Below are 18,434 nucleotides of genomic sequence, written 5' to 3'. Positions count from 1 at the left end.
TCTATGGCCTTTCAGATTGTACTGAATCTTATCATTGCTTTTGTATGGATGTTTCTGAACAACGCCTGGAATGGTGTTGGTTTTCTCATAGGTTACCTGCTCGGACTGCTTCTCATCGGGGGGATGCGCAGATTCTTCCCCCAGCGCTTCTATATTGTTCGAGTCTGGGCCATCTTCAAACTGATTGCACTGCTGTTCAAGGAACTGGTGCGAGCCAGCATTGAGGTTATACGCCAGATTATCAAGCCCAAGCTCGACATAAGGCCCGGTATTTTTACGTATAAAACTCAATTGTCCTCGGATTGGGAGGTCACCCTGCTCTGTCTGCTTATTTCATTAACACCAGGTTCTCTGCCACTTGAGATCTCGGGTAATCAACGCAAACTGTTTATCCACGCGCTGGATATCAAGGATGAACAGAAAATGAGAGATAATATTCAAAACACATTCGAAAAAGCAATTATGGAGGTGACGCGTTAATGTTATCCTCACTGTTGTTCATCTCATTGCTCATTCTCTCCTTAGCCATACTAGGGTGCTTGTACAGGGTGCTTCGGGGACCATCCATGGCTGATCGGATTACAGCATTGGATACCATTGGCATCAATGTGATTGCTATCGTTGCCGTACTGTCGATGATGTTGCAAACCCAGGCCTATCTGGATATCATCTTGCTGATTGGCATTCTGGCTTTTCTAAGTACAGTGGCATTTGCACGTTATATTGAACGGGGGGCGGTATTCAAAAATGATGGAGATCGTTAAGGTAACCACTGAAACCGCTATAGGTTTACTCGTACTGCTCGGTGCACTACTCAGTGCACTCAGTGCATTCGGACTTATCCGTCTGCCTGATGTATATCTACGTGCCCATGCCGCAACCAAAAGTATGACACTTGGTGTGTTCTGTGTACTAAGCGCTACATTTTTCTACTTCTGGTACTTCGATAACTATATCAGTGCCCGCTTGTTGCTAGGTATTCTGTTTGTATTCATTACGGCTCCTGTCGCCGGACATCTGAACGGACGGGCCGCCTATCGCACAGATGTGCCACTCTGGGAGCAGAGCGTGCAAGATGAACTGGAACCCTTGTTAAAAGGTAAAAAGGTGAACCATGAAGCCAAGGACATGATGGAGTAATCCCCAGCCTGGGCATAACAAATACCCCCAAGGATCAGCCGCCCGTTTCGCGGCATGTTCCCGGGGGTATTTTTTTATTTTTCATACACGGATCAACACTGATTATGCAGACTGATTAAGTAGTAAAGTCAGAATCCATTCAATCCCTGTCTTCTTAGATCCGCAGCCACAATACGTGCAAGCTCCGCAGCCCCTTGACGATTCGGATGCAGACTATCCCCTGTCATATACAGAGCAAGTGTTGCCGCAGGACCAATTGAAGTGAAATAGGCAGAACTTAACTTATTCAGTTCAAGAAGGGTAACCCCCTCTTCCTGAGCGAGTGCACGTGTGGATTGATTGTACCAGCGGTTCTCCGCTTGATGTACATTCGCTGTATTAAAGTCTGTTGCCCGGCCCTGAGGCGTGGAGAGGATAACCGTTGCTCCTTTGTTTTTCGCCAGACGCACCATATCCCGCATAATCTCTTTGAACTGCGCCTCCGTTGTATTATTCTTGGTATTGGTATCGTTAATTCCGAATTGCAGAATAAAATAGTCTCCCGGCTTGATATACTTCAGAATCGCTTCCATCTGACCATCATCGCGGAAACCTCTCGCAAATTGACCACTTGACGCCATATTTCGAACCTGGAAGGTGGAATTGTTCACATAAGACGGAAACAGCTGTCCCCAACCTCCTTGTACACTGCTACCCAGCGGATAGTAATTGCAGACTGTTGAATCACCACCAATGTAGATCGTGCGGTTGGTAACGGTCTGATTGGATAACTTCCGGATTTCAAGTGCACTAAGTGTGAAGGCGGTACCTGTCTTTCCTTCTGTAACCAGCAGGTTTAATTGCCCGTCAGTCACCGGAATTTGAAACTGGTCCGTTGCCCCGTTGCCCGTCATATTGATGATCTGGTAGACACCTTCTGCAGCCACGCTGGCTCTGGCAGTATTGCCAAGGACCACTTTAACTTCATATAGGCCATTGGACAGATTCACATTGAAGGTATTGGTGCTCTTGGTGCCGTACGTCAGAAACTGCACAGCGTCACTCTTAACCCCGCTTCCTGAGGCAGACACATTCCTCATCTGTGCAGGTGTGTTGAAGCCATAACCTTTCGTAGGCGTATAGGCATCTCCTGCGGACACGCCTGTGTAACCGTTCTCAACAGCACCCGAACCAAAATCAAATCTGTAATTGTCCGTTGCCGCTACGGCGACTTGCCCTTCATTGCTTCCCAGACCGATGCCCATTGTACTTGCAAACAGAACAAAACAGAGCAGAAGCTTTACCGATATTGACCATTTCATCACTGAATTCTCCTCTCGAATCAGAATTATATTGGTGCACGATCCACAACTTCACAGAACTTGATCAAGCCAGTCATAAGCCTTAGCTCCGCTAATCTCATGTCCACCTGTAAAGAAATCCGCATCCAGTGATTCTGATGCTCCCGCCTGCTCATATATATGTGTCAAACGGGCATACGCCTCTTTCGCTGCATGGATTGGGAACACCTGATCATCACTTCCGGCTTCAATAAAAAGTGGCCTAGGCACAATCAGGCCGATGAGATCCGGCAATTCCGCTTCACGCAGGATACCTGGCACATAGTTGTCCAGACAATGGTTCCGATCCAATATGCTGCCCTGGAATGTATTTGCATAACCGCTTACCACAGTTGCCCTGAACCGTTCATCCAACGCGGCTGTAAATGCGGTCACCAGTCCACCTCCCGAGATACCCATGCTTCCAATTCGCTCCGAATCCACTTCTGGCCGATTCGATACATAATCCAGTACACGTGTTGTTTCATACACCCTATGACCGGCGAGAGTCTTCCCCACCATGAGCAGATGCGCCGCAATCTTCGTACAAGAGCTTACCCCTGGTGGCGCATCGCGGTCCTCTGCCAGTCTTCGATCACCGAACCCGAGCAGCTCTGGAGCCGCAACCACATATCCACGCTTCACAAGCGCTACTGCAAAATCCTTGTGTAATCCGGGCTCTCCAGTCCGTGGTGAACCATCCGGTTCCATGCCAGAGATCTCCCGGCTACCATAGCCATGCCCATGACAAGCAACGATAGCAGGTCTCTTGTTTTCGGTAATGCTTCCATCACCCGGAATTAATAAATACACTGGCATGCGAAGTCCTGCATAGGTCGTAATTTCAATTCGCTCCCGAATATATCCGTCACATGTAATGCGCTCCAGTAAGACAGGATTCAGCGCGGCCGCCATCGTGGGAAAACCGCCCAGCCGTTCTTTCACACGTGTACGTAACTGATTGCGCCATAACTCCAGGGGTTGATCTGCATGATACGCGGAACGACCACGAAGATTCGTTTGTTGTTGTAGATAGGCTTCAATATCAGACATGGGCCTGTGTCCCTCCTGTTTTTCGTAGGATAACGTAGATATAAGACTGTCATATGGAATTAATCCCATCCATTATAGAACATGGATGTCACCCATGAATTGAACATGTTTGCCTGTTTTGAATGGAATCACACGATTTCTAGCCAAAAAAAGGATATCTCCAACCTGAAGACAGGTTACGGAAATACCCTTCATTTTATCTGCCCTGGCAACCACCAGTTCCACCTGCCCATTAATTTCATCAATGCAGGTACCAGTATTAGCCGGATCAACGTAACGTCAATCAACACCGCTGCCGTGATTCCGATCCCTAACTGCCTCACACCTGCGACTTCAGCAAAAGCAAACGGCACGGTCACCGCAAGCAGAATGGCCGCTGCGGAGGTAACCAGACGGCCTGTAGAAGCCAATCCCTGTTGGACAGCCACATCACTGTCTCCGGTTCGTCTATACACTTCCTGAATACGGCTCAGCATAAACACACCATAATCCATGGATATGCCAAACACCAATCCTGCAATGAATACAGGAATCATAATGGCAATGGCTGACGTTTCCATCCCCAGATGTCCTTCATTAAACACCCAAACCAATATGCCAAATGAAGCGGCTAAGCTAAGCAGATTCATCAGAATTGCCTTGATTGGAATGAGCAGAGATCTGAATGCTGCCAGTAACACAAGGTAATTGGTGACCACCACAAATAACAGCACTTTGAGCAGTTGACTTGTGACTTCCTGCATTATTTCATATTGCTTGGCAGCTTCCCCGCCATAACGTAGTTTTACGTTGGTGGAACCAAGTGTATAATCGCTCTTCCTCATTCGTTCCAGCCAGTCTGCAACCTGTTCCGAACCAGGCTCCCCGTGCACCGTGGCTATCAATCGAATCGAATGATCAGAGACCGTTGAACGCAGCCATGTCGTCCTGGTTGACTCCTTGCCTTCTATGGAAGGAGTGAGCGCCGACGGTGGAATTTGAAAAAGGCTCTGCGAGCCATTTTGATTCGGCTGTAATAGGCCCCATGGTGAAACAATGCTCAATACGCCTGAGTCCTGCAGTAGCTGACGGGCTTTGTTGTGGGCCATCTGCCAGTGAGAGGCAGTCAACAGTTCCTGCTGTCCGCCAATCACGATCTCGATGGCGGAGGTATTCTTTTGCCCCAGATCATATTGCAACTGCTCTGCTGCTTGGCGGGACTCCATTCTCTCTGGCAGTGAAGAAGCATCCGGGACGGACAGTTCCAGCCGGGTTACTGGATAAACACACAGGAGCAGCACAACCGTACCTCCAATGGCCATACTGACTGGTCGTTTCATGACCATCGCTGACCATCGATGCCAGACTGAACCTCTAGGTAACCAATGGACTAACTTTCGCCTGAATACACCATTCGCAGACAGTGATAGCAGAGCTGGCAGCAGCGTAACATTTAATAGTAACGATAGGAGCAGAACAATAATGGCTCCCAAGGAGACACTCAGAAACATCGGCAATCTGATCCAGAGCAAACCCAGCAGCCCAAGGAGCACGCAAGCTGCCGAGAACAACACCGCTCTGCCTGCTGTACGTAATGTTTGCTGAAGAATCTTGCTTCGCAAAATCTCGCTCTGCATATCCAGGCTGCTGCCCGTAACGTTAGCTTTGCCTTCATCTTCATAGGCCCGCTGAACTTCTTCCCTGTACCTGCTCAGAATGATCAAGGCAAAGTCTATACTCAGTGCCATGCCCACCATGGGAATCACATTAATGATAAAGTTGGACAATTCCAGATGATAACCAAGGAGTGACGTGACTCCCATAGCGATAATCACAGCACTGATCCCCATCATGACAGCAATCAACGCGGCATATAGCCCCCTGAATGCAAAACACAAAACGATCAGGGCAATCGGCAGTCCCACCATCTCTGCCCGTTCCAGATCACGAAAGCTCAGATGATTGACATCCTGCTGCACGACTGCCTTTCCAGTCAATTGCACCGTACCTGGACCGTCTGTTGCCAGCACGGCGCGCAACTGCTCCAGTGGGGGACCCATCTGATGTGCAGGTACATCCATTTTCACAAGGGCATATGCCCTATGGTCTTGAAACGTCCCCCTTTCGCTAACATCCAGAGGGGATGTGATAGAAGTTACCGCAGGCAACACTTGAACCTGTGTCAGACGATCCTTGATCCACTGCCGGAACTGTAACGGTGAGGTATTTTCCTTTTTCTCAAAAACCAGAATAACCGGATCAGCAGGAGAACCGAATTCGTCCTCCAGAACAAGTTCAACCGCTTGCGCATCCCCGTGAACTTGTTTCAATCCGTGATCTTGAACAATGTCAGGTAACTTCCACGCCCAGACCGCTGACATCCCGATGATAAATACCCAGCAGAGAATAATGAACCGCGGATATCGGCTGATGAAGGCAGCAAGTCTGCGATAACCCATACCTAAGCTCCTCTGCGATCAGATTAGTCATTCGATTATATTCATCGGTAAGGGTAAGATCATAAGCACATTCAACCACTTGCGGTGCATATCTCCTTCACCCGGGTTCATGAACTATTGGATACCATGATTCACAGGTGTTCTGTTCGCTATGGGGGCAGGGATGTATGTAAAAGGAAGTAACTCTGCTGTCAGTCCCGGGCCAAAAGCCAGCGCTATCCCACTGGAATGTTCTTCCTTCTGTCTGTAATCCTCGCGGATGGCTTGAAGAACAAAAAGAATCGTCACGGACGACAGGTTGCCATAATCCCGCAGGATGTTTCGGCTGTAGGAGACCTGCTCATCTGTCAACTGATACAGCTTCTGAACGGCATCCACGATGCCTCTGCCTCCTGGATGGATCGCCCATATTTCCGGTAAACTGCTACTCTCCAGCAACCGCTCTACCTCTGGACCGAGATGCAAACCAAGCAGCTTCGGAATCTGTGGTGACAGGTAGAGATCAAAGCCTGTATTGCCCACTTCCCAGATCATTTCTTCTGCACAATCCGGGAGCAGCGTTGAGTGCCCTCGGCCCAGTCGAAAACATTCATTGCGGTCTGTTCCAGACGCACCAATAACACAGGCAGAGGCGCCATCTCCGAAGAACGATGCAGCATACAGGTCGTCCCGTTTGGCAGATGGCTGAAAGTGAAGTGTACATAGTTCCACACACACGATGAGAACCGTAGCCTTCTGATCTGTCGTTACAATGGAATTGGCCAGTTGAATCGCCTTCAGACCCGCTGCACATCCTTGAAACACCAGGGGAATCCGGTTGATCTGCGGTGACAGTTCAAGTTGCTGGATCAACCGAACATCAAGTCCGGGCAGGAATTGCCCCGTGCAACTCACCGTAATGAGATGTGTAATTTCCGAGGAGGATACGTCTGCGTCCTGAAGCGCCTGTCCGGCCGCCTCCAGACCAAGGGGAACAGCAGCAGCTTTGTATTTGCCCATACGCTCGGATGTAGTCGGAACCTCCTCCGCATTGGTAAAGGGTAAATATCTGCAAGAATCAACAGGCTCAAGCAGATTCGGTTCACACGTATACCGAGTCTCCACACCGCACTGATTAAAGATCCGTTTGGCCCATCTTCTCGCATCCGGCTCATGTTCCAGCGCTTGCGCGAGACGGGCAGACACATCCTTTTGCTCAATACGGTGGGCTGGCCACGCCGTTCCTATTCCCATAATACTTGCCCCTGTACTTTCCTCAAGCTGGTTCATCGGCTTAACCCCCTATATAGTCTTGTCTTTCGTAATCAAAAGTGGGCTTTTTAACATCCTATATATCAAATAGGTTCATATAGAAATGTGCAGGATATAGTACAAGTCTATTCACTTCCTGTCCCGTTTATGTTCATATCACAACAAAAGGCGGACAACCTATGCGAGTTTCGCATGTGTTGTCCGCCTTTATCAACAGGGTCAAACCCTTTCACAAATTACATATAGGATCTTTCATAACTATTCAGGTCGAATTATGGTGAATCTCTCTCCGAGCTTGGCATAATCATTACCCGCAAGTCGGCTGACTGGTTTCAAATGATCCATCAGGATATACCCCTTGTCCGGATTGTAGACTTCTTGGCTGAAATGATATTGCACTATGCGTACCAGCAACAGATCACTCATCGGTTTGCCATCATCGTTGGTAATGGGAATGTGCTGATACAGCTCACACTCCATCCGAATAAGAGCTTCCTTTATTCCTGGCACGGCAACCTTTGTACTTGGCACTGGGGTCAGTTTCGTCCGCTCAAGCTCACTTTCATGGGGTTCAAGGATAGCTGCTGTCTCATTTACTTCTGCTATGATTGCTTCATCACATATATGCACGACCAGCTCTTGATGAGCAAGTACATTACGCGCAGTATCTTTCATAATGCCGTCTTTACGTGCAATGGATATGGATAACAGCGGTGGGTCCGAACTGACCACATTGAAGAAACTGAAAGGCGCTGCATTGATCACACCATTCTCATCTGAACGTGTCGTCACAAAAGCAATTGGGCGTGGCACCACCGAACCACTCATCAGTTTATAGTTGTCTCTTCCCGTTATTTCACGTGGATCCAATGTATACATATGTAATATCCCCTTCCCTGCTCGTGTAACAAGTGTCAATGTCACTTCAAGACACGATCACACACTCATATTTATTATATAACGTAAAATGCTGAATTAACAAAAAAACTCCCTGGTGTCTATTGCACCAGGAAGTAGAAACATGCTTTTTCATATCGACTATTTCTTATTTAACAATGCTGTTCTGAATGTCTTCCATAATTTGAAGGTTCGCTTGAACTCCACTATACAACCAGCTGCTGGACCGGGTGAATTCAAACAAATTGCCATTTTTTACAGCCGGGATACTTTGCCACACTGGATCTTTCAGTGCTTCCGCTCCAGTACCTGCATCACTATTAACAAAGAACAAGTAGTCTACATCCATTTCCGCCAGCTTCTCCATAGAGATGGAAGACCAGTTACCTGTTGCATTGGCAGAGATTTCTTTTACAACTTCAGGCTCTTGAAGTCCAAGTTCTTTGTACATTACTTCTCCACTTGATACGTTGTCACTTACAATAAAGAACTTGCCGCTAACCAACCATATGGCCGCTGCTGATTTTGTTCCACCTGTAACGTTGTTGATCTTTTCCTTGATTTCTGTAGCTTTAACTTCGTAATCATCCAGCGCTTTTTGCGCTTCATCACTCTTATTCAAAATCTCACCGATTTTCAGCAACGTTTTACGCCAGTCGCTATTGATCTCATCGCCAAGTACATAAGTAGGTGCAATTTTACTGTACTGTTCGTATTTTTCTCCTTCAACCACACTTTCAGAACCAACAATAATCAGATCCGGGTTAAAACTTGTTACCGCTTCAAAAGGCAGATCAAAAGCAATCGTCGGGATACCATTCAGATCTTTTTGCAGATATTCCTGGATTCCGTTGGCTACCGACCACTGAGCAACTGGCTTAACACCTAGTGTTACCAAATTGTCTTCCAGATAAGACGCGATGACACGCTCCGGATTAGCCGGGATGGTTACTTTGTGTCCCATAGCATCTGTTAATGTGCGCGCTGTAGCGGATTCTGTTTGCGTCTCTGTCTCCGTTGTTGTATCTTTCTCTCCTGCTGCTCCGTTCTCTGCCGGCTTCGCTCCACACGCTGCCAACCAGATGGACATAACCATCACCGTAATCAGAAGCATGATCATCTTTCTATTATTCTTAAGCAATTTGTTAACCCCTCTCATTTCATTATGAACACCTTATTCGGCGTTATTGTGACAGATTTTAATGTTCAAAAATATTGATACTATTATTGATACATATAATATCCGCATGTACATTTGACCAATTCCATTGACAATGATAATTGTTATCAGTCCAGTTGTCAATCCGATTATGTCCCGAGTGGATCATATAAAATCTTCTTGGCGAGATTCACCTATAGGCGAATGCCGCCATATGCTGAATGCAGAATACGACGACAGGAAGGATGTTCTATACATGTATTACGAATATAATCCTTATCTAAGTTATGGAGAAGACCGTTCCTTTCAATTGCCTCCACTGTTCCCAGGCGGTGGCGGCACACCGGGTGGTCCAACGTTTCCTGGTATACCTGGCGGTCAAGGCTCCTATCCTCCATACATTCCAGGTGGAGGACCCGGTCCATATATCCCTGGAGGCATTCCAGGTACGATCCCGGGTACAGCACCGGGCGTACCTGCGCAGCTGACTCAAGGCAATCTGCCGACGCTGCTTAGTGGCTATCCCCGGCCGGTAGGTCAGCCTCCGGCAGAGATGATTTTTCTGTATAACCTGATCAAAAGCAGCCCGGGTCTGCTTCCGCTCTTCCTCCAGCAACAGCCGCAAAGTCTTAATCAAGCTGTGCAATTTGCACAGACGGGTGCAGCGGCACCTCGAGAAAACGAAGAACGTGCACTGCCCAACTTTTGCTACAACCGGTGGTCTCTTGTCTTCACATACAATGATGTGTACCTGATGTGGCCTGCCATCAATCTGTTTGGTTTTGTGGTAGGATACTTCTATCCATTCCTCACGCCAGGTATACTGTCCAATACACAAATTTTGTTTGCGCTCTGCTAAACTTGTCCTTACCTACAGCAAGAGCCTCACTTGGAAGCATAATTCCTTCCAGGTGAGGCTCTTGTTCGTTCTTTAACCCAAAATAACTTTACACTATTTTATGACTCCATAAACGCAAGGTGTTCAGAATCAGTACATTTAACTCAACGCCTGACCCTTCTGACGCTTCATGCCCCTACTGACCATTAGGAAGTAAATCACCAAGGCACCGAGATCAGCACACGCGATAACGATTCCCATTGGCACAGCTGTGCCTTCTCCCCCGAGACCTACGAGGGGAGCGACAATACCACCGAACAGGAACGTCATCACACCAATAAGCGCAGACGCACTGCCTGCCGATTTCTCCTGATTGGCCATCGCCAAGGCGAAGGACGCGGTATTGACCAACCCAACACTGGATACCACCAGAAATAACGGAATCAGTACAGAGATTAGATTACCTTCAGCCAGAATGGCGATGAGCAGTGAAGTTCCTCCGAGCGCCGCGGTTAGCAGCCCCGCGATTAACAGCCGGGTCTCAGATACCTTACCTGCAAGTTTGCCGGCAACCTGACTAGCCAGAATAATGCCAAGCCCGTTTATGGCAAAGCAAACACTGAATATTTGCGGCGATACCCCGTATATCTTCTGAAGCACAAACGGTGAACCGGATATGTAGGCAAACATGCCAGCCGCTACGAACCCCTGGGTCAACGCATAACCCATAAACTGACGATCCCCTGCGATTTGCCGAAACGTAATCAGGGTCTGTTTCAATCCCCCGCTTGATCTGCGGTTGGAGGGCAATGTCTCTCCAAGGCCGAAAATAACAGCCAACAGCGTCAGAATACCGATGAGGCTAAGCAAAATAAATACGCCGCGCCATGACGTATATGTCAACATTTGTCCACCAATGATCGGTGCAGCAATCGGGGCTACGCCGTTAATCAGCATCAACAGGGAGAAGAACCGTGTCAGTTCCGGGCCTGAATATACGTCTCTGACGATTGCGCGCGAGATGACAATCCCTGCCGCTCCAGCTACACCCTGAATGAACCGCAGCACAACAAAAGAGCCCATCGTCGGGCTGACCAGGCAAAGTATGGAGGCGATAGTATAGAGCACAAGTCCTGCAATGAGCGGTGTTCGCCGACCACGTACATCACTTAGAGGTCCGGCAAGCAACTGTCCAACCGCAAGTCCAATCATACACGCCGTCAGACTGAGTTGAGCATACGAAGTAGATGAACCAAACTCATCAGCCAGCGTGGGTAATGCGGGTAAATACATATCCAGGGACAACGGCCCGAAGGCCGACAACGTCCCCAGAATTAAAGCCATCCGTACACGGGATGTGGAGTTTGAGTTCAATGAAGCCATTGTACTCTTCATCAAATCCTACTCTCCGCTACCCAGTAGCTTGAGCAGGTTGGACGGCAGTGTGAACTGTTGATTGTTAATAATAATACGGCGCAACTCTTCTTCATCCCGCTCGTTATCGGCGTCCTTGATCTCCTGAATTTCCCGGTGAAGTCGCTCCATCTGTTGATCCAGCGCATTTGCCGAATCTGCCGCACTCTTTAACTCTCTCGTCAAATGCTCGGGAACATCTTTATTGTATTTATAAAAAATCTTATGCTCCAGACTCGCCCAGAAATCCATCGCGATTGTACGGATCTGGATCTCCACACATGCTCGTTCCTCACCATTGGACATGTACACAGGCACTTCCACCAGAAGGTGAAGGCTTTGGTAGCCGTTTGGCTTTGGATTCTCGATGTAGTCTTTGACCTCCAGTACACGCAGATCACTCTGGTTGCACAGCATATCCTTAATGCGATAGATATCCGAGATAAAGGAACATGTAATCCGTACCCCGGCGATATCCTTGATATTTTGCTTGATGCTCTCAAATGTTAACTCATGATTTTTGCGGAACATCTTGTTCATAATGCTCTCAGGAGATTTCAGTCTGGACTTTGTATGCTCAATTGGACTGTAATCATGCAGAGACTGGAATTCTTCCTTCAGGACTTCAATCTTGGTCTCCATTTGATCCAGAGCAAATTTATAGATCATCATAAATCTGGTAATTTCATATTTGAATTTCTTGAATTGATCGATTGGATGTGGAGCGTTCATCATGGCTTTCTCCCTTTCTTTCTGCACACTAAAATTAGTTTTATGAATATGAGAACAAGCGGTCAATCCACATGTCTCCTGAACCATTATAAATCATATGGAGCCAATAAACGAATTTCTCACATTTGGGCTGGCGATCCAGCGTGGAAGGTATGGGAACTTATTTTACGTGCATCCTATAGAAACATCCCTGTCATTTGGCCTGTTATTACCGATGAAAGAGGTTGATTTTCCTGCTCTATCAAGTGACGTATTCATCCGATACACTTCGGGTTAAAGCTTATTTATACCTGCCACAAGGTTGTTCATTACCTGATATCACGACATATGAAACTTCTCATTTCGACTCTGTCTCCTCTGCCTTTCCGAAATTCGCTTCAATACATACATCTCTACATTTGCAACCACTCGCCAGCCACTACCCTTCTGCAACAATGCATGATACGGATAATATACCGGAACAATGGCCTGTGCTGATCTATTGTCGCGGCGGACTTGGCAGCTATGGCGGGGTAAATACCGTTTGGCTTGAGCAATTTGTACATAAAGGTTATATCGTGTTCGCCCCATCCTATCGTGGCAACGAAGGTGGTGAAGGCCGTGACGAGTATGGCGGGAAAGATGTCGAAGATGTGCATGCCGCATACCGGTTGATGCAGCGTTTACCTTTTGTCGACCGGACACGGATATCGTTAATGGGGTTCTCACGTGGGGCCATTAATGCTGTACATACCGCAACTGCCTATAATGAGGGACCGGACAAAGTACATAAGTTAGTTCTTTGGAGCGGTGTCGCCGATGTGGAACGCACTTACCATGAGCGAACCGACCTGAGGCGCACATTGAAGCGGGTATTAGGTGGTTCCCCTCGCACAGCTCCGGAAGCTTATCTCGCCCGTTCTCCCTTATCCAAAGCGAACAAACTATCTTGTCCGGTGCTGATCATGCATGGTACATCAGATACACAGGTGAACTATAGCCATGGAACCCGAATGTATCACTGGCTTAAGCGCCGAGGTGCGGATGTCACATTTCACGCTTATGGCGGGCAGGATCATCATTTTCACGAGAAAATACATGAGTCAGCAGTGAACAATATGTTTGATTGGCTCGCTGCACCTTAAATCTTGCACTATGAATTCATTTTGAAGAAGCATGGGTTATGGCTGTATACTAGAGGGGCTATGTTTTTTTGAAAGGACGGATAGGATGAATCAAAGCACCCTCCAAAAATATGCCATGCTGCTTCTCTGTATGTCTGCCGGAATGGTGGATCTGATCGGATATCTGGGACTGGGGCATGTGCTCACAGCCAATATGACGGGAAATATTGTTTTGTTGGGTATTGCCATTGCCCGTGCTCAGGAATTTGTTGTAATTCGGTCATTGCTTGCTCTCATTGGTTTTATTGCCGGCAATGCCATTGCAGCATATATGGTTGGACATGTGCAGACCAAAAATGGCTGGTCCTCCAAGGTCACAGCCGTATTTACTGTTGAAAGCATATTGCTCCTGCTGTTCGCCATCGCCATGATTAGTCCATTTTCAGAACAACTGTCTTATCTGTTAATTGTCATCCTAGCCGTTGCAATGGGGATGCAAACAACTGCGGCACGCCGCATTGGCATTGCTGGCATCTCAACAACTGTGCTCACCAATAATTTGGCCGCTGTGGTTGAGGATACCGTAAGCATCCTCAAAAAGCTGCGACATGCCAATATCCGATCGTTAGCCAAAGCCTTGTCCACAGACTCCTACCTTCGTGCAGGTGCTGTTGTCATCTATTTGATCGGCGTCATTGCAGCCGCATTGTTATTCCACCATGTGCCCATGATTGCAGTCTGGATTCCTGTCCTGATCATTGGCGGCGTAACCCTATACGCCCGATTACATGCATGGGGAACTTCACAACAAAGCGAAAGTTAATAGTTAAATAAGCAACCCATTCATTTTCAACAGGCTGTGCAAATATCCGCTTTAGGATACTGAAAACTGGTCTTTTTGAACACATATTTTAAGTTAAGTACAATCACGCTATTTATTTCATCAAAGACGCCTCTTGGCGGATAAGCTTGACAAGATGCTGTGCAGCAGGTGATAATACCTCCCCGGCTCGTGTACATACAGCAACCGTATTTCTCAGCCGCACACCTCGAACAAACACACGTACCAGCCTGCCTTGCTGCACATCTTCGTTCACAACCAAAGAAGATATAAAGTTGGCCCCATAACCTGCCTTCACCGCACTGATCGTTTCGTTCAGCCCGTTGAACTGAAGCGCAATGCGGGGAGGGGCCAGGTTATTTGTAGTGCAAAGGGAGACGAGTCTCTCACGCGTGGCACTGCCTTCTTCGCGCATGATGAACGGTTCTGCCATCATCTCATGCAGCTCGATTTCTTTTCCCGCGTACGGATGGTTAGGATGCACAACAAACCACATCTCATCGTCAAACAATTCATCCCATTGGACACCCGCATGCGTAATGCCACTTCCACCATACACTGCAATCTCTGCCTCATAACGAAGCAACTGGTCAAAGGCCATCCGGGTGTTGGTTGTGCTCACAACAATCTCCACATCCTCGTGCATTTGCTTAAACCGCGCAATCCAGCCAGGCAACAGAAAATTCGAAGGCAAGTAGGTTGCCGTAAGACGGATTAGTCCTTTTTTGCCCTCCCGAAAATCCTGCACAAAATTCTCGACATCCTGCTCCAGCATGAACAGACGTTCCGCATATCCTGTTAACTGTATCCCCGCATCCGTAAGCACCAGTCTTCTTCCCTCCGAAACAAAAAGCTGGATTCCTAATTCACGTTCAAATTTCTTCACCTGAGAAGATACCGCAGGCTGACTAATATTCAGTTCCTCTGCGGCACGAGTGACCCCGCCATATCTCACAATGGCATGAAATAATCGTAATCCATGCAGATTCATGTGTTACACCTCTTCCACGTCAAATACATAATCTAAAGTTATATTATCATACATAATATATATTTTATTTATACATCTACTCCATTTATAGTTGAAATATGAAATCCAATACAAGGAACAAGGAAAGGAACATTTGAAGATGAAAAATATAAATACGACCGAACTACAGCATACCTGGACTCAAGTTGACGACTACATGAATAATCTGCTGGTACCATCAGATTCCCTGCTGAAACATACACTGCAAAGCAATGCCGAAGCTGGACTCCCTGCACATGACGTAACACCAAATCAAGGAAAGCTGCTTCAGCTCCTGCTGCAAATCCAAGGCGCATCCCGTGTACTTGAAATCGGCACATTGGGTGGATACAGTACCATCTGGATGGCAAGAGCGCTGCCTGAACACGGACGCATCGTCTCACTGGAATCCGAATCACACCATGCAGACTTGGCCCGAGCCAATCTCACACGAGCAGGACTGATGCACATGGTTGACCTGAGAGTTGGTCCTGCCCTAACCACCCTTCCCGATGTTCAGGAAGAATACAGGGAACCGTTTGATATGATCTTCATCGATGCTGACAAACCGAGTAATCCCGATTATCTGAGATGGGCCCTGCGACTGACTCGGCCGGGAAGTCTTATTATTGGTGATAATATCGTCAGGGACGGTGAAGTGATCCGCACAGACAGCACAGACCCTAGAGTTCAAGGTGTTCGATCATTCCTGCAGTTGATCGCGGATCACCCTCGGCTTGAAGCTACAGCACTGCAAACCGTCGGTAGCAAAGGTTACGATGGATTCGTCATTGCTCGTGTGATTGATGCCCCTGAACCAAAATAAACAGTGGTCAATTCTTCCGCAAATTCCCCTTTCCTGTTAAACTGGAATCACTGCACAGGCAGACTGGGGGGAACCACTTGAGAGTTTTACAACATATTAATGATGAAATTCGCGGCTGGTCCCGCAATATTCAACTGTTTTTCCTGGCTAGCATTCTGTATCAGATCGGAAATGGCATGTTCTCTGTCTTGTACAATCTGTACATTCAGGGTCTGGGCTATAATGATACAATGAACGGCCAGATTGTAAGTATTCAATCACTCGCAACAGCCATTATGTTTGTTCCTATCGGTCTATGCGGTGATCTGTTCAGCCGCAAGCGATTACTCATTACCGGGGCATTATTCAGCGGAATCTTTCTAATCGGACGCTCCTTCGATTATTCAGCTACAGGACTGATTTGGTTCGCGGTATTTTCTGGCCTTTTCGCTGGGGTATTCCAAGTATTGGCCATTCCTTATCTGGCGGAAAACGTCAAAAAAAGCCAGCGGCTGAAGATGTTCAGTTATTATTCATCCCTTGTGCTCGCTTCCCAGGTTCTTGGTAGCCTGGGTGGCGGCGTATTTGCAGATTTGTTACATACGGCAGGACTCGCCAAAGTGACCGGATTACAGACGGTTTTATTTGTCGGTGGTGCAGCAACACTGGCTGCGTTTATTCCACTGTTATTTGTAACCGAAGGCAAGGCTGCTCCGCAGACAACCATTCCGGCACAATCAGATCTTCAACCCAATACAAATCTAAAAGAAAGTTTGACGAATACCGCCAACACGAATGATTCGATCACCAAGAAAAAAGATTCCCGACTGATTAATCAGTTTATAGTGACTCAGTTGTTAATTGGATTAGGTTCCGGACTGGTTGTACCGTATTTGAATCTGTATTTCACCAATCGGTTCTCGGTTTCTCTGAGCGGCATGAGCTTACTGATTGCACTTGGTCAGATTATGACGATTGTATCCATGCTGATTGGTCCTACCCTGGCAGCAAAGGTCGGAAGCGTAAGGGCCGTTGTCATTTTCCAGGTCATGTCGCTGCCCTTCCTTCTATTAACAGGTTTCACCAATCTGTTGTTCATTGCTTCGCTCAGTTTCTTGTTCAGACAAGCATTGATGAACGCAGCCAATCCCATTCATTCAGCCATACTGGTGGATCGGATCTCGGACAAACGCCGCGGCATTGCCAATTCACTGATGCAGACCTCGTTCATGATTGGTTGGGCGACCATGGGACCTGTTCAATCCTATCTGGTCACCACATATGGAACGTACTGGGGTTACGCGATCACTTTCAGCATCACAGGCTGTCTATACGTTATTTCATCACTGATGTACTTTGTAATGTTCAGAGAACCCAAACCTTCCGCTAGGGCTCTCGCAGGATCTTAATGAGTTGAACAGTAGCAGTCTGGTTGTTCCACAGATAACGCAACGTATCTCATCACCAGGAGTGGTCCCACATGAACATGAATCCTTCATTAAATCTGAAAGCATACCTGAATCTCTTGAAGTAGCAACGTGGGATACCCTTTTCCCCGAGATTCTTCTCTATTCTCCGCTCTGTATAGCGGGTGCATGGGTTGCACGCAAACTCCGATTTCCGACGGCCTTTATGCTGGGTCCCATGATTGTCATATGTGTCGTTCAATTAAGCACAACGATGCACACACCCAGCCTGCCAGCCTCCCTCTTAAACGTGATGAGTATGATCATATTCCTGCCTGATTCCATGCCAAAAAGAGTATCCATTTGATGTCACATCCTGCGGATACTCTCTTTTATTTGTACAGACTCATCTTCAGCATTTGGCCTCATTCAATTTTAAGTATAATGACTACTTATGAATAAATTCGGTTGTACATCCAGCCTACAATGCCCACCGTAACCACTGTTGCCCCAATAATGAATGCATAATAGCCAATCTTACTTTTGGACTCCGAAGTCTGATGATCATAATAATCCGAGTTACGTCGGTAAAAGCCCATCCATAACTCTCCGATCATATTCACAACAACCAATACAAAACGTTTAACAAGCCCCATTATATTCGCATCTCCTCTCTAGATCGACCATCTTCCATATTAAGTATAATTATCCTGATTAATTAAAACAAGTCACTTAAACTACTTTCGGCGCAATCACGGTCGGTGCAGTTTCTTGCTCCAACCAGGTTAGAATATCAAGTGCTTCCTGATCGGTGCTACCACACATCTCTTCCTCAGCTTGCAATCCACTGCATACCGCAGGACGATCTTTTTGGCCAAAAATTCCGCAGCGATTATCATTCGTAAGCTGCACACAACGTACACCTGCCGGCTTGCCATGAGCCATGCCCGGTATCGGTGATGATATGGAAATCGCGATACAACATGCGGCACAGCCTGTCCTGCATTCCATACATATACCCTCCTAATTT

At 47.3% G+C, this 18,434-nt stretch carries 20 protein-coding genes; 9 read left to right on the top strand and 11 right to left on the bottom strand.

Going from position 1 to position 18,434, the window contains the following annotated elements; all coding sequences use genetic code 11:
• Window positions 1–3: 3 nt before the first annotated feature.
• The 3 genes from ACETMN_RS13340 to mnhG are packed head-to-tail and all read left to right on the top strand — an operon-like array spanning window position 4 to window position 1,140.
• Complete coding sequence (locus ACETMN_RS13340; RefSeq protein WP_105598383.1) at window positions 4–480, top strand: Na+/H+ antiporter subunit E; 477 nt, start codon at window positions 4–6, stop codon at window positions 478–480.
• Complete coding sequence (locus tag ACETMN_RS13335) at window positions 480–764, top strand: Na(+)/H(+) antiporter subunit F1 (RefSeq protein ID WP_017688855.1); 285 nt, start codon at window positions 480–482, stop codon at window positions 762–764. Before ACETMN_RS13340 ends, ACETMN_RS13335 begins: the two co-directional genes overlap by 1 nt.
• Window positions 748–1,140 carry a monovalent cation/H(+) antiporter subunit G gene (gene mnhG, locus ACETMN_RS13330; protein ID WP_074094788.1) on the top strand — a complete coding sequence of 131 codons (393 nt, stop codon included), beginning with the start codon at window positions 748–750 and terminating at the stop codon, window positions 1,138–1,140. The genes ACETMN_RS13335 and mnhG overlap by 17 nt, the downstream gene beginning before the upstream one ends.
• 128 nt (window positions 1,141–1,268) lie before the next feature.
• On the opposite strand, the gene ACETMN_RS13325 is transcribed toward mnhG, so the two are convergent.
• The 6 genes from ACETMN_RS13325 to ACETMN_RS13300 all read right to left on the bottom strand — a co-directional run bounded on the left by ACETMN_RS13325 (window position 1,269) and on the right by ACETMN_RS13300 (window position 9,239).
• The gene (locus ACETMN_RS13325; RefSeq protein ID WP_411736416.1) at window positions 1,269–2,384 is read right to left on the bottom strand and encodes a rhamnogalacturonan acetylesterase; all 1,116 of its coding nucleotides are present in this window, start codon (window positions 2,382–2,384) and stop codon (window positions 1,269–1,271) included.
• Between the two features lie 108 nt (window positions 2,385–2,492).
• Entirely contained in the window at window positions 2,493–3,512 is a 1,020-nt protein-coding gene (locus tag ACETMN_RS13320) for a dienelactone hydrolase family protein (protein ID WP_411736231.1), read from the bottom strand.
• 191 nt (window positions 3,513–3,703) lie between these two features.
• Complete coding sequence (locus tag ACETMN_RS13315; RefSeq protein ID WP_411736230.1) at window positions 3,704–5,950, bottom strand: MMPL family transporter; 2,247 nt, start codon at window positions 5,948–5,950, stop codon at window positions 3,704–3,706.
• 114 nt (window positions 5,951–6,064) lie between these two features.
• The gene (locus ACETMN_RS13310; RefSeq protein ID WP_411736229.1) at window positions 6,065–7,219 is read right to left on the bottom strand and encodes a type III polyketide synthase; all 1,155 of its coding nucleotides are present in this window, start codon (window positions 7,217–7,219) and stop codon (window positions 6,065–6,067) included.
• A 240-nt stretch (window positions 7,220–7,459) separates the two neighbouring features.
• Window positions 7,460–8,080: a flavin reductase family protein gene (locus ACETMN_RS13305; protein ID WP_411736228.1), complete on the bottom strand. Its 621-nt coding sequence runs from the start codon at window positions 8,078–8,080 to the stop codon at window positions 7,460–7,462.
• 166 nt (window positions 8,081–8,246) lie between these two features.
• Window positions 8,247–9,239 carry an iron-hydroxamate ABC transporter substrate-binding protein gene (locus ACETMN_RS13300; RefSeq protein ID WP_244660926.1) on the bottom strand — a complete coding sequence of 331 codons (993 nt, stop codon included), beginning with the start codon at window positions 9,237–9,239 and terminating at the stop codon, window positions 8,247–8,249.
• 274 nt (window positions 9,240–9,513) lie between these two features.
• Between ACETMN_RS13300 and ACETMN_RS13295 the strand changes: the two genes are divergently transcribed.
• Window positions 9,514–10,116, top strand: coding sequence for a hypothetical protein (locus ACETMN_RS13295; RefSeq protein ID WP_411736227.1), 603 nt, complete (start codon window positions 9,514–9,516; stop codon window positions 10,114–10,116).
• 138 nt (window positions 10,117–10,254) lie between these two features.
• Here the strand turns inward: ACETMN_RS13295 and ACETMN_RS13290 are convergent, their stop codons facing one another.
• Together ACETMN_RS13290 and ACETMN_RS13285 are read right to left on the bottom strand one after the other, a co-directional pair.
• Window positions 10,255–11,490: a multidrug effflux MFS transporter gene (locus ACETMN_RS13290; RefSeq protein WP_411736226.1), complete on the bottom strand. Its 1,236-nt coding sequence runs from the start codon at window positions 11,488–11,490 to the stop codon at window positions 10,255–10,257.
• Window positions 11,491–11,496: 6 nt separating this feature from the next.
• A complete protein-coding gene (locus ACETMN_RS13285) occupies window positions 11,497–12,240 on the bottom strand; it encodes a GTP pyrophosphokinase family protein (protein ID WP_036608962.1) in 744 nt (247 codons plus the stop codon).
• Window positions 12,241–12,485: 245 nt separating this feature from the next.
• On the opposite strand from ACETMN_RS13285, the gene ACETMN_RS13280 reads away from it, so the two are divergent.
• Both ACETMN_RS13280 and ACETMN_RS13275 read left to right on the top strand, forming a co-directional pair.
• On the top strand, window positions 12,486–13,364 hold the full coding sequence (locus ACETMN_RS13280) for a prolyl oligopeptidase family serine peptidase (protein WP_091017721.1): 879 nt from the start codon (window positions 12,486–12,488) through the stop codon (window positions 13,362–13,364).
• An 85-nt stretch (window positions 13,365–13,449) separates the two neighbouring features.
• A complete protein-coding gene (locus ACETMN_RS13275) occupies window positions 13,450–14,166 on the top strand; it encodes a YoaK family protein (protein WP_091016890.1) in 717 nt (238 codons plus the stop codon).
• Window positions 14,167–14,278: 112 nt separating this feature from the next.
• On the opposite strand, the gene ACETMN_RS13270 is transcribed toward ACETMN_RS13275, so the two are convergent.
• Window positions 14,279–15,175: a LysR family transcriptional regulator gene (locus ACETMN_RS13270; protein ID WP_411736225.1), complete on the bottom strand. Its 897-nt coding sequence runs from the start codon at window positions 15,173–15,175 to the stop codon at window positions 14,279–14,281.
• 139 nt (window positions 15,176–15,314) lie between these two features.
• Here ACETMN_RS13270 and ACETMN_RS13265 point away from each other — a divergent pair, with 139 nt between their 5' ends.
• The 3 genes from ACETMN_RS13265 to ACETMN_RS13255 all read left to right on the top strand — a co-directional run bounded on the left by ACETMN_RS13265 (window position 15,315) and on the right by ACETMN_RS13255 (window position 17,771).
• Window positions 15,315–16,019: an O-methyltransferase gene (locus ACETMN_RS13265; RefSeq protein WP_091017723.1), complete on the top strand. Its 705-nt coding sequence runs from the start codon at window positions 15,315–15,317 to the stop codon at window positions 16,017–16,019.
• Between the two features lie 77 nt (window positions 16,020–16,096).
• Entirely contained in the window at window positions 16,097–17,407 is a 1,311-nt protein-coding gene (locus ACETMN_RS13260) for an MFS transporter (protein WP_411736224.1), read from the top strand.
• Between the two features lie 4 nt (window positions 17,408–17,411).
• Window positions 17,412–17,771 (top strand): AbrB family transcriptional regulator, encoded by a 360-nt coding sequence (locus ACETMN_RS13255; RefSeq protein ID WP_411736223.1) that lies wholly within the window; start codon window positions 17,412–17,414, stop codon window positions 17,769–17,771.
• An 85-nt stretch (window positions 17,772–17,856) separates the two neighbouring features.
• Here the strand turns inward: ACETMN_RS13255 and ACETMN_RS13250 are convergent, their stop codons facing one another.
• Both ACETMN_RS13250 and ACETMN_RS13245 read right to left on the bottom strand, forming a co-directional pair.
• Window positions 17,857–18,060 carry a hypothetical protein gene (locus tag ACETMN_RS13250; RefSeq protein WP_017688872.1) on the bottom strand — a complete coding sequence of 68 codons (204 nt, stop codon included), beginning with the start codon at window positions 18,058–18,060 and terminating at the stop codon, window positions 17,857–17,859.
• A gap of 76 nt (window positions 18,061–18,136) precedes the next feature.
• Window positions 18,137–18,415 (bottom strand): YkgJ family cysteine cluster protein, encoded by a 279-nt coding sequence (locus ACETMN_RS13245; RefSeq protein ID WP_411736222.1) that lies wholly within the window; start codon window positions 18,413–18,415, stop codon window positions 18,137–18,139.
• Between the last annotated feature and the right edge of the window lie 19 nt (window positions 18,416–18,434).

This window comes from Paenibacillus sp. M2 (assembly GCF_046713495.1).
GTDB lineage: Bacteria > Bacillota > Bacilli > Paenibacillales > Paenibacillaceae > Paenibacillus > Paenibacillus amylolyticus_B.
Note: the sequence above shows the minus strand (reverse complement) of the source record. Positions and strands in the feature narration are given on the sequence as shown.

Excerpts from the sequence above, each read along its gene's own strand:
- ACETMN_RS13340 (WP_105598383.1), top strand. The coding sequence starts at position 4 with ATGGCCTTTCAGATTGTACTGAATCTTATCATTGCTTTTGTATGGATG.
- ACETMN_RS13335 (WP_017688855.1), top strand. The coding sequence starts at position 480 with ATGTTATCCTCACTGTTGTTCATCTCATTGCTCATTCTCTCCTTAGCC.
- mnhG (WP_074094788.1), top strand. The coding sequence starts at position 748 with ATGATGGAGATCGTTAAGGTAACCACTGAAACCGCTATAGGTTTACTC.
- ACETMN_RS13325 (WP_411736416.1), bottom strand. The coding sequence starts at position 2,384 with ATGGGCATCGGTCTGGGAAGCAATGAAGGGCAAGTCGCCGTAGCGGCA.
- ACETMN_RS13320 (WP_411736231.1), bottom strand. The coding sequence starts at position 3,512 with ATGTCTGATATTGAAGCCTATCTACAACAACAAACGAATCTTCGTGGT.
- ACETMN_RS13315 (WP_411736230.1), bottom strand. The coding sequence starts at position 5,950 with ATGGGTTATCGCAGACTTGCTGCCTTCATCAGCCGATATCCGCGGTTC.
- ACETMN_RS13310 (WP_411736229.1), bottom strand. The coding sequence starts at position 7,219 with ATGAACCAGCTTGAGGAAAGTACAGGGGCAAGTATTATGGGAATAGGA.
- ACETMN_RS13305 (WP_411736228.1), bottom strand. The coding sequence starts at position 8,080 with ATGTATACATTGGATCCACGTGAAATAACGGGAAGAGACAACTATAAA.
- ACETMN_RS13295 (WP_411736227.1), top strand. The coding sequence starts at position 9,514 with ATGTATTACGAATATAATCCTTATCTAAGTTATGGAGAAGACCGTTCC.
- ACETMN_RS13290 (WP_411736226.1), bottom strand. The coding sequence starts at position 11,490 with ATGAAGAGTACAATGGCTTCATTGAACTCAAACTCCACATCCCGTGTA.
- ACETMN_RS13285 (WP_036608962.1), bottom strand. The coding sequence starts at position 12,240 with ATGAACGCTCCACATCCAATCGATCAATTCAAGAAATTCAAATATGAA.
- ACETMN_RS13275 (WP_091016890.1), top strand. The coding sequence starts at position 13,450 with ATGAATCAAAGCACCCTCCAAAAATATGCCATGCTGCTTCTCTGTATG.
- ACETMN_RS13270 (WP_411736225.1), bottom strand. The coding sequence starts at position 15,175 with ATGAATCTGCATGGATTACGATTATTTCATGCCATTGTGAGATATGGC.
- ACETMN_RS13265 (WP_091017723.1), top strand. The coding sequence starts at position 15,315 with ATGAAAAATATAAATACGACCGAACTACAGCATACCTGGACTCAAGTT.
- ACETMN_RS13250 (WP_017688872.1), bottom strand. The coding sequence starts at position 18,060 with ATGGGGCTTGTTAAACGTTTTGTATTGGTTGTTGTGAATATGATCGGA.
- ACETMN_RS13245 (WP_411736222.1), bottom strand. The coding sequence starts at position 18,415 with ATGGAATGCAGGACAGGCTGTGCCGCATGTTGTATCGCGATTTCCATA.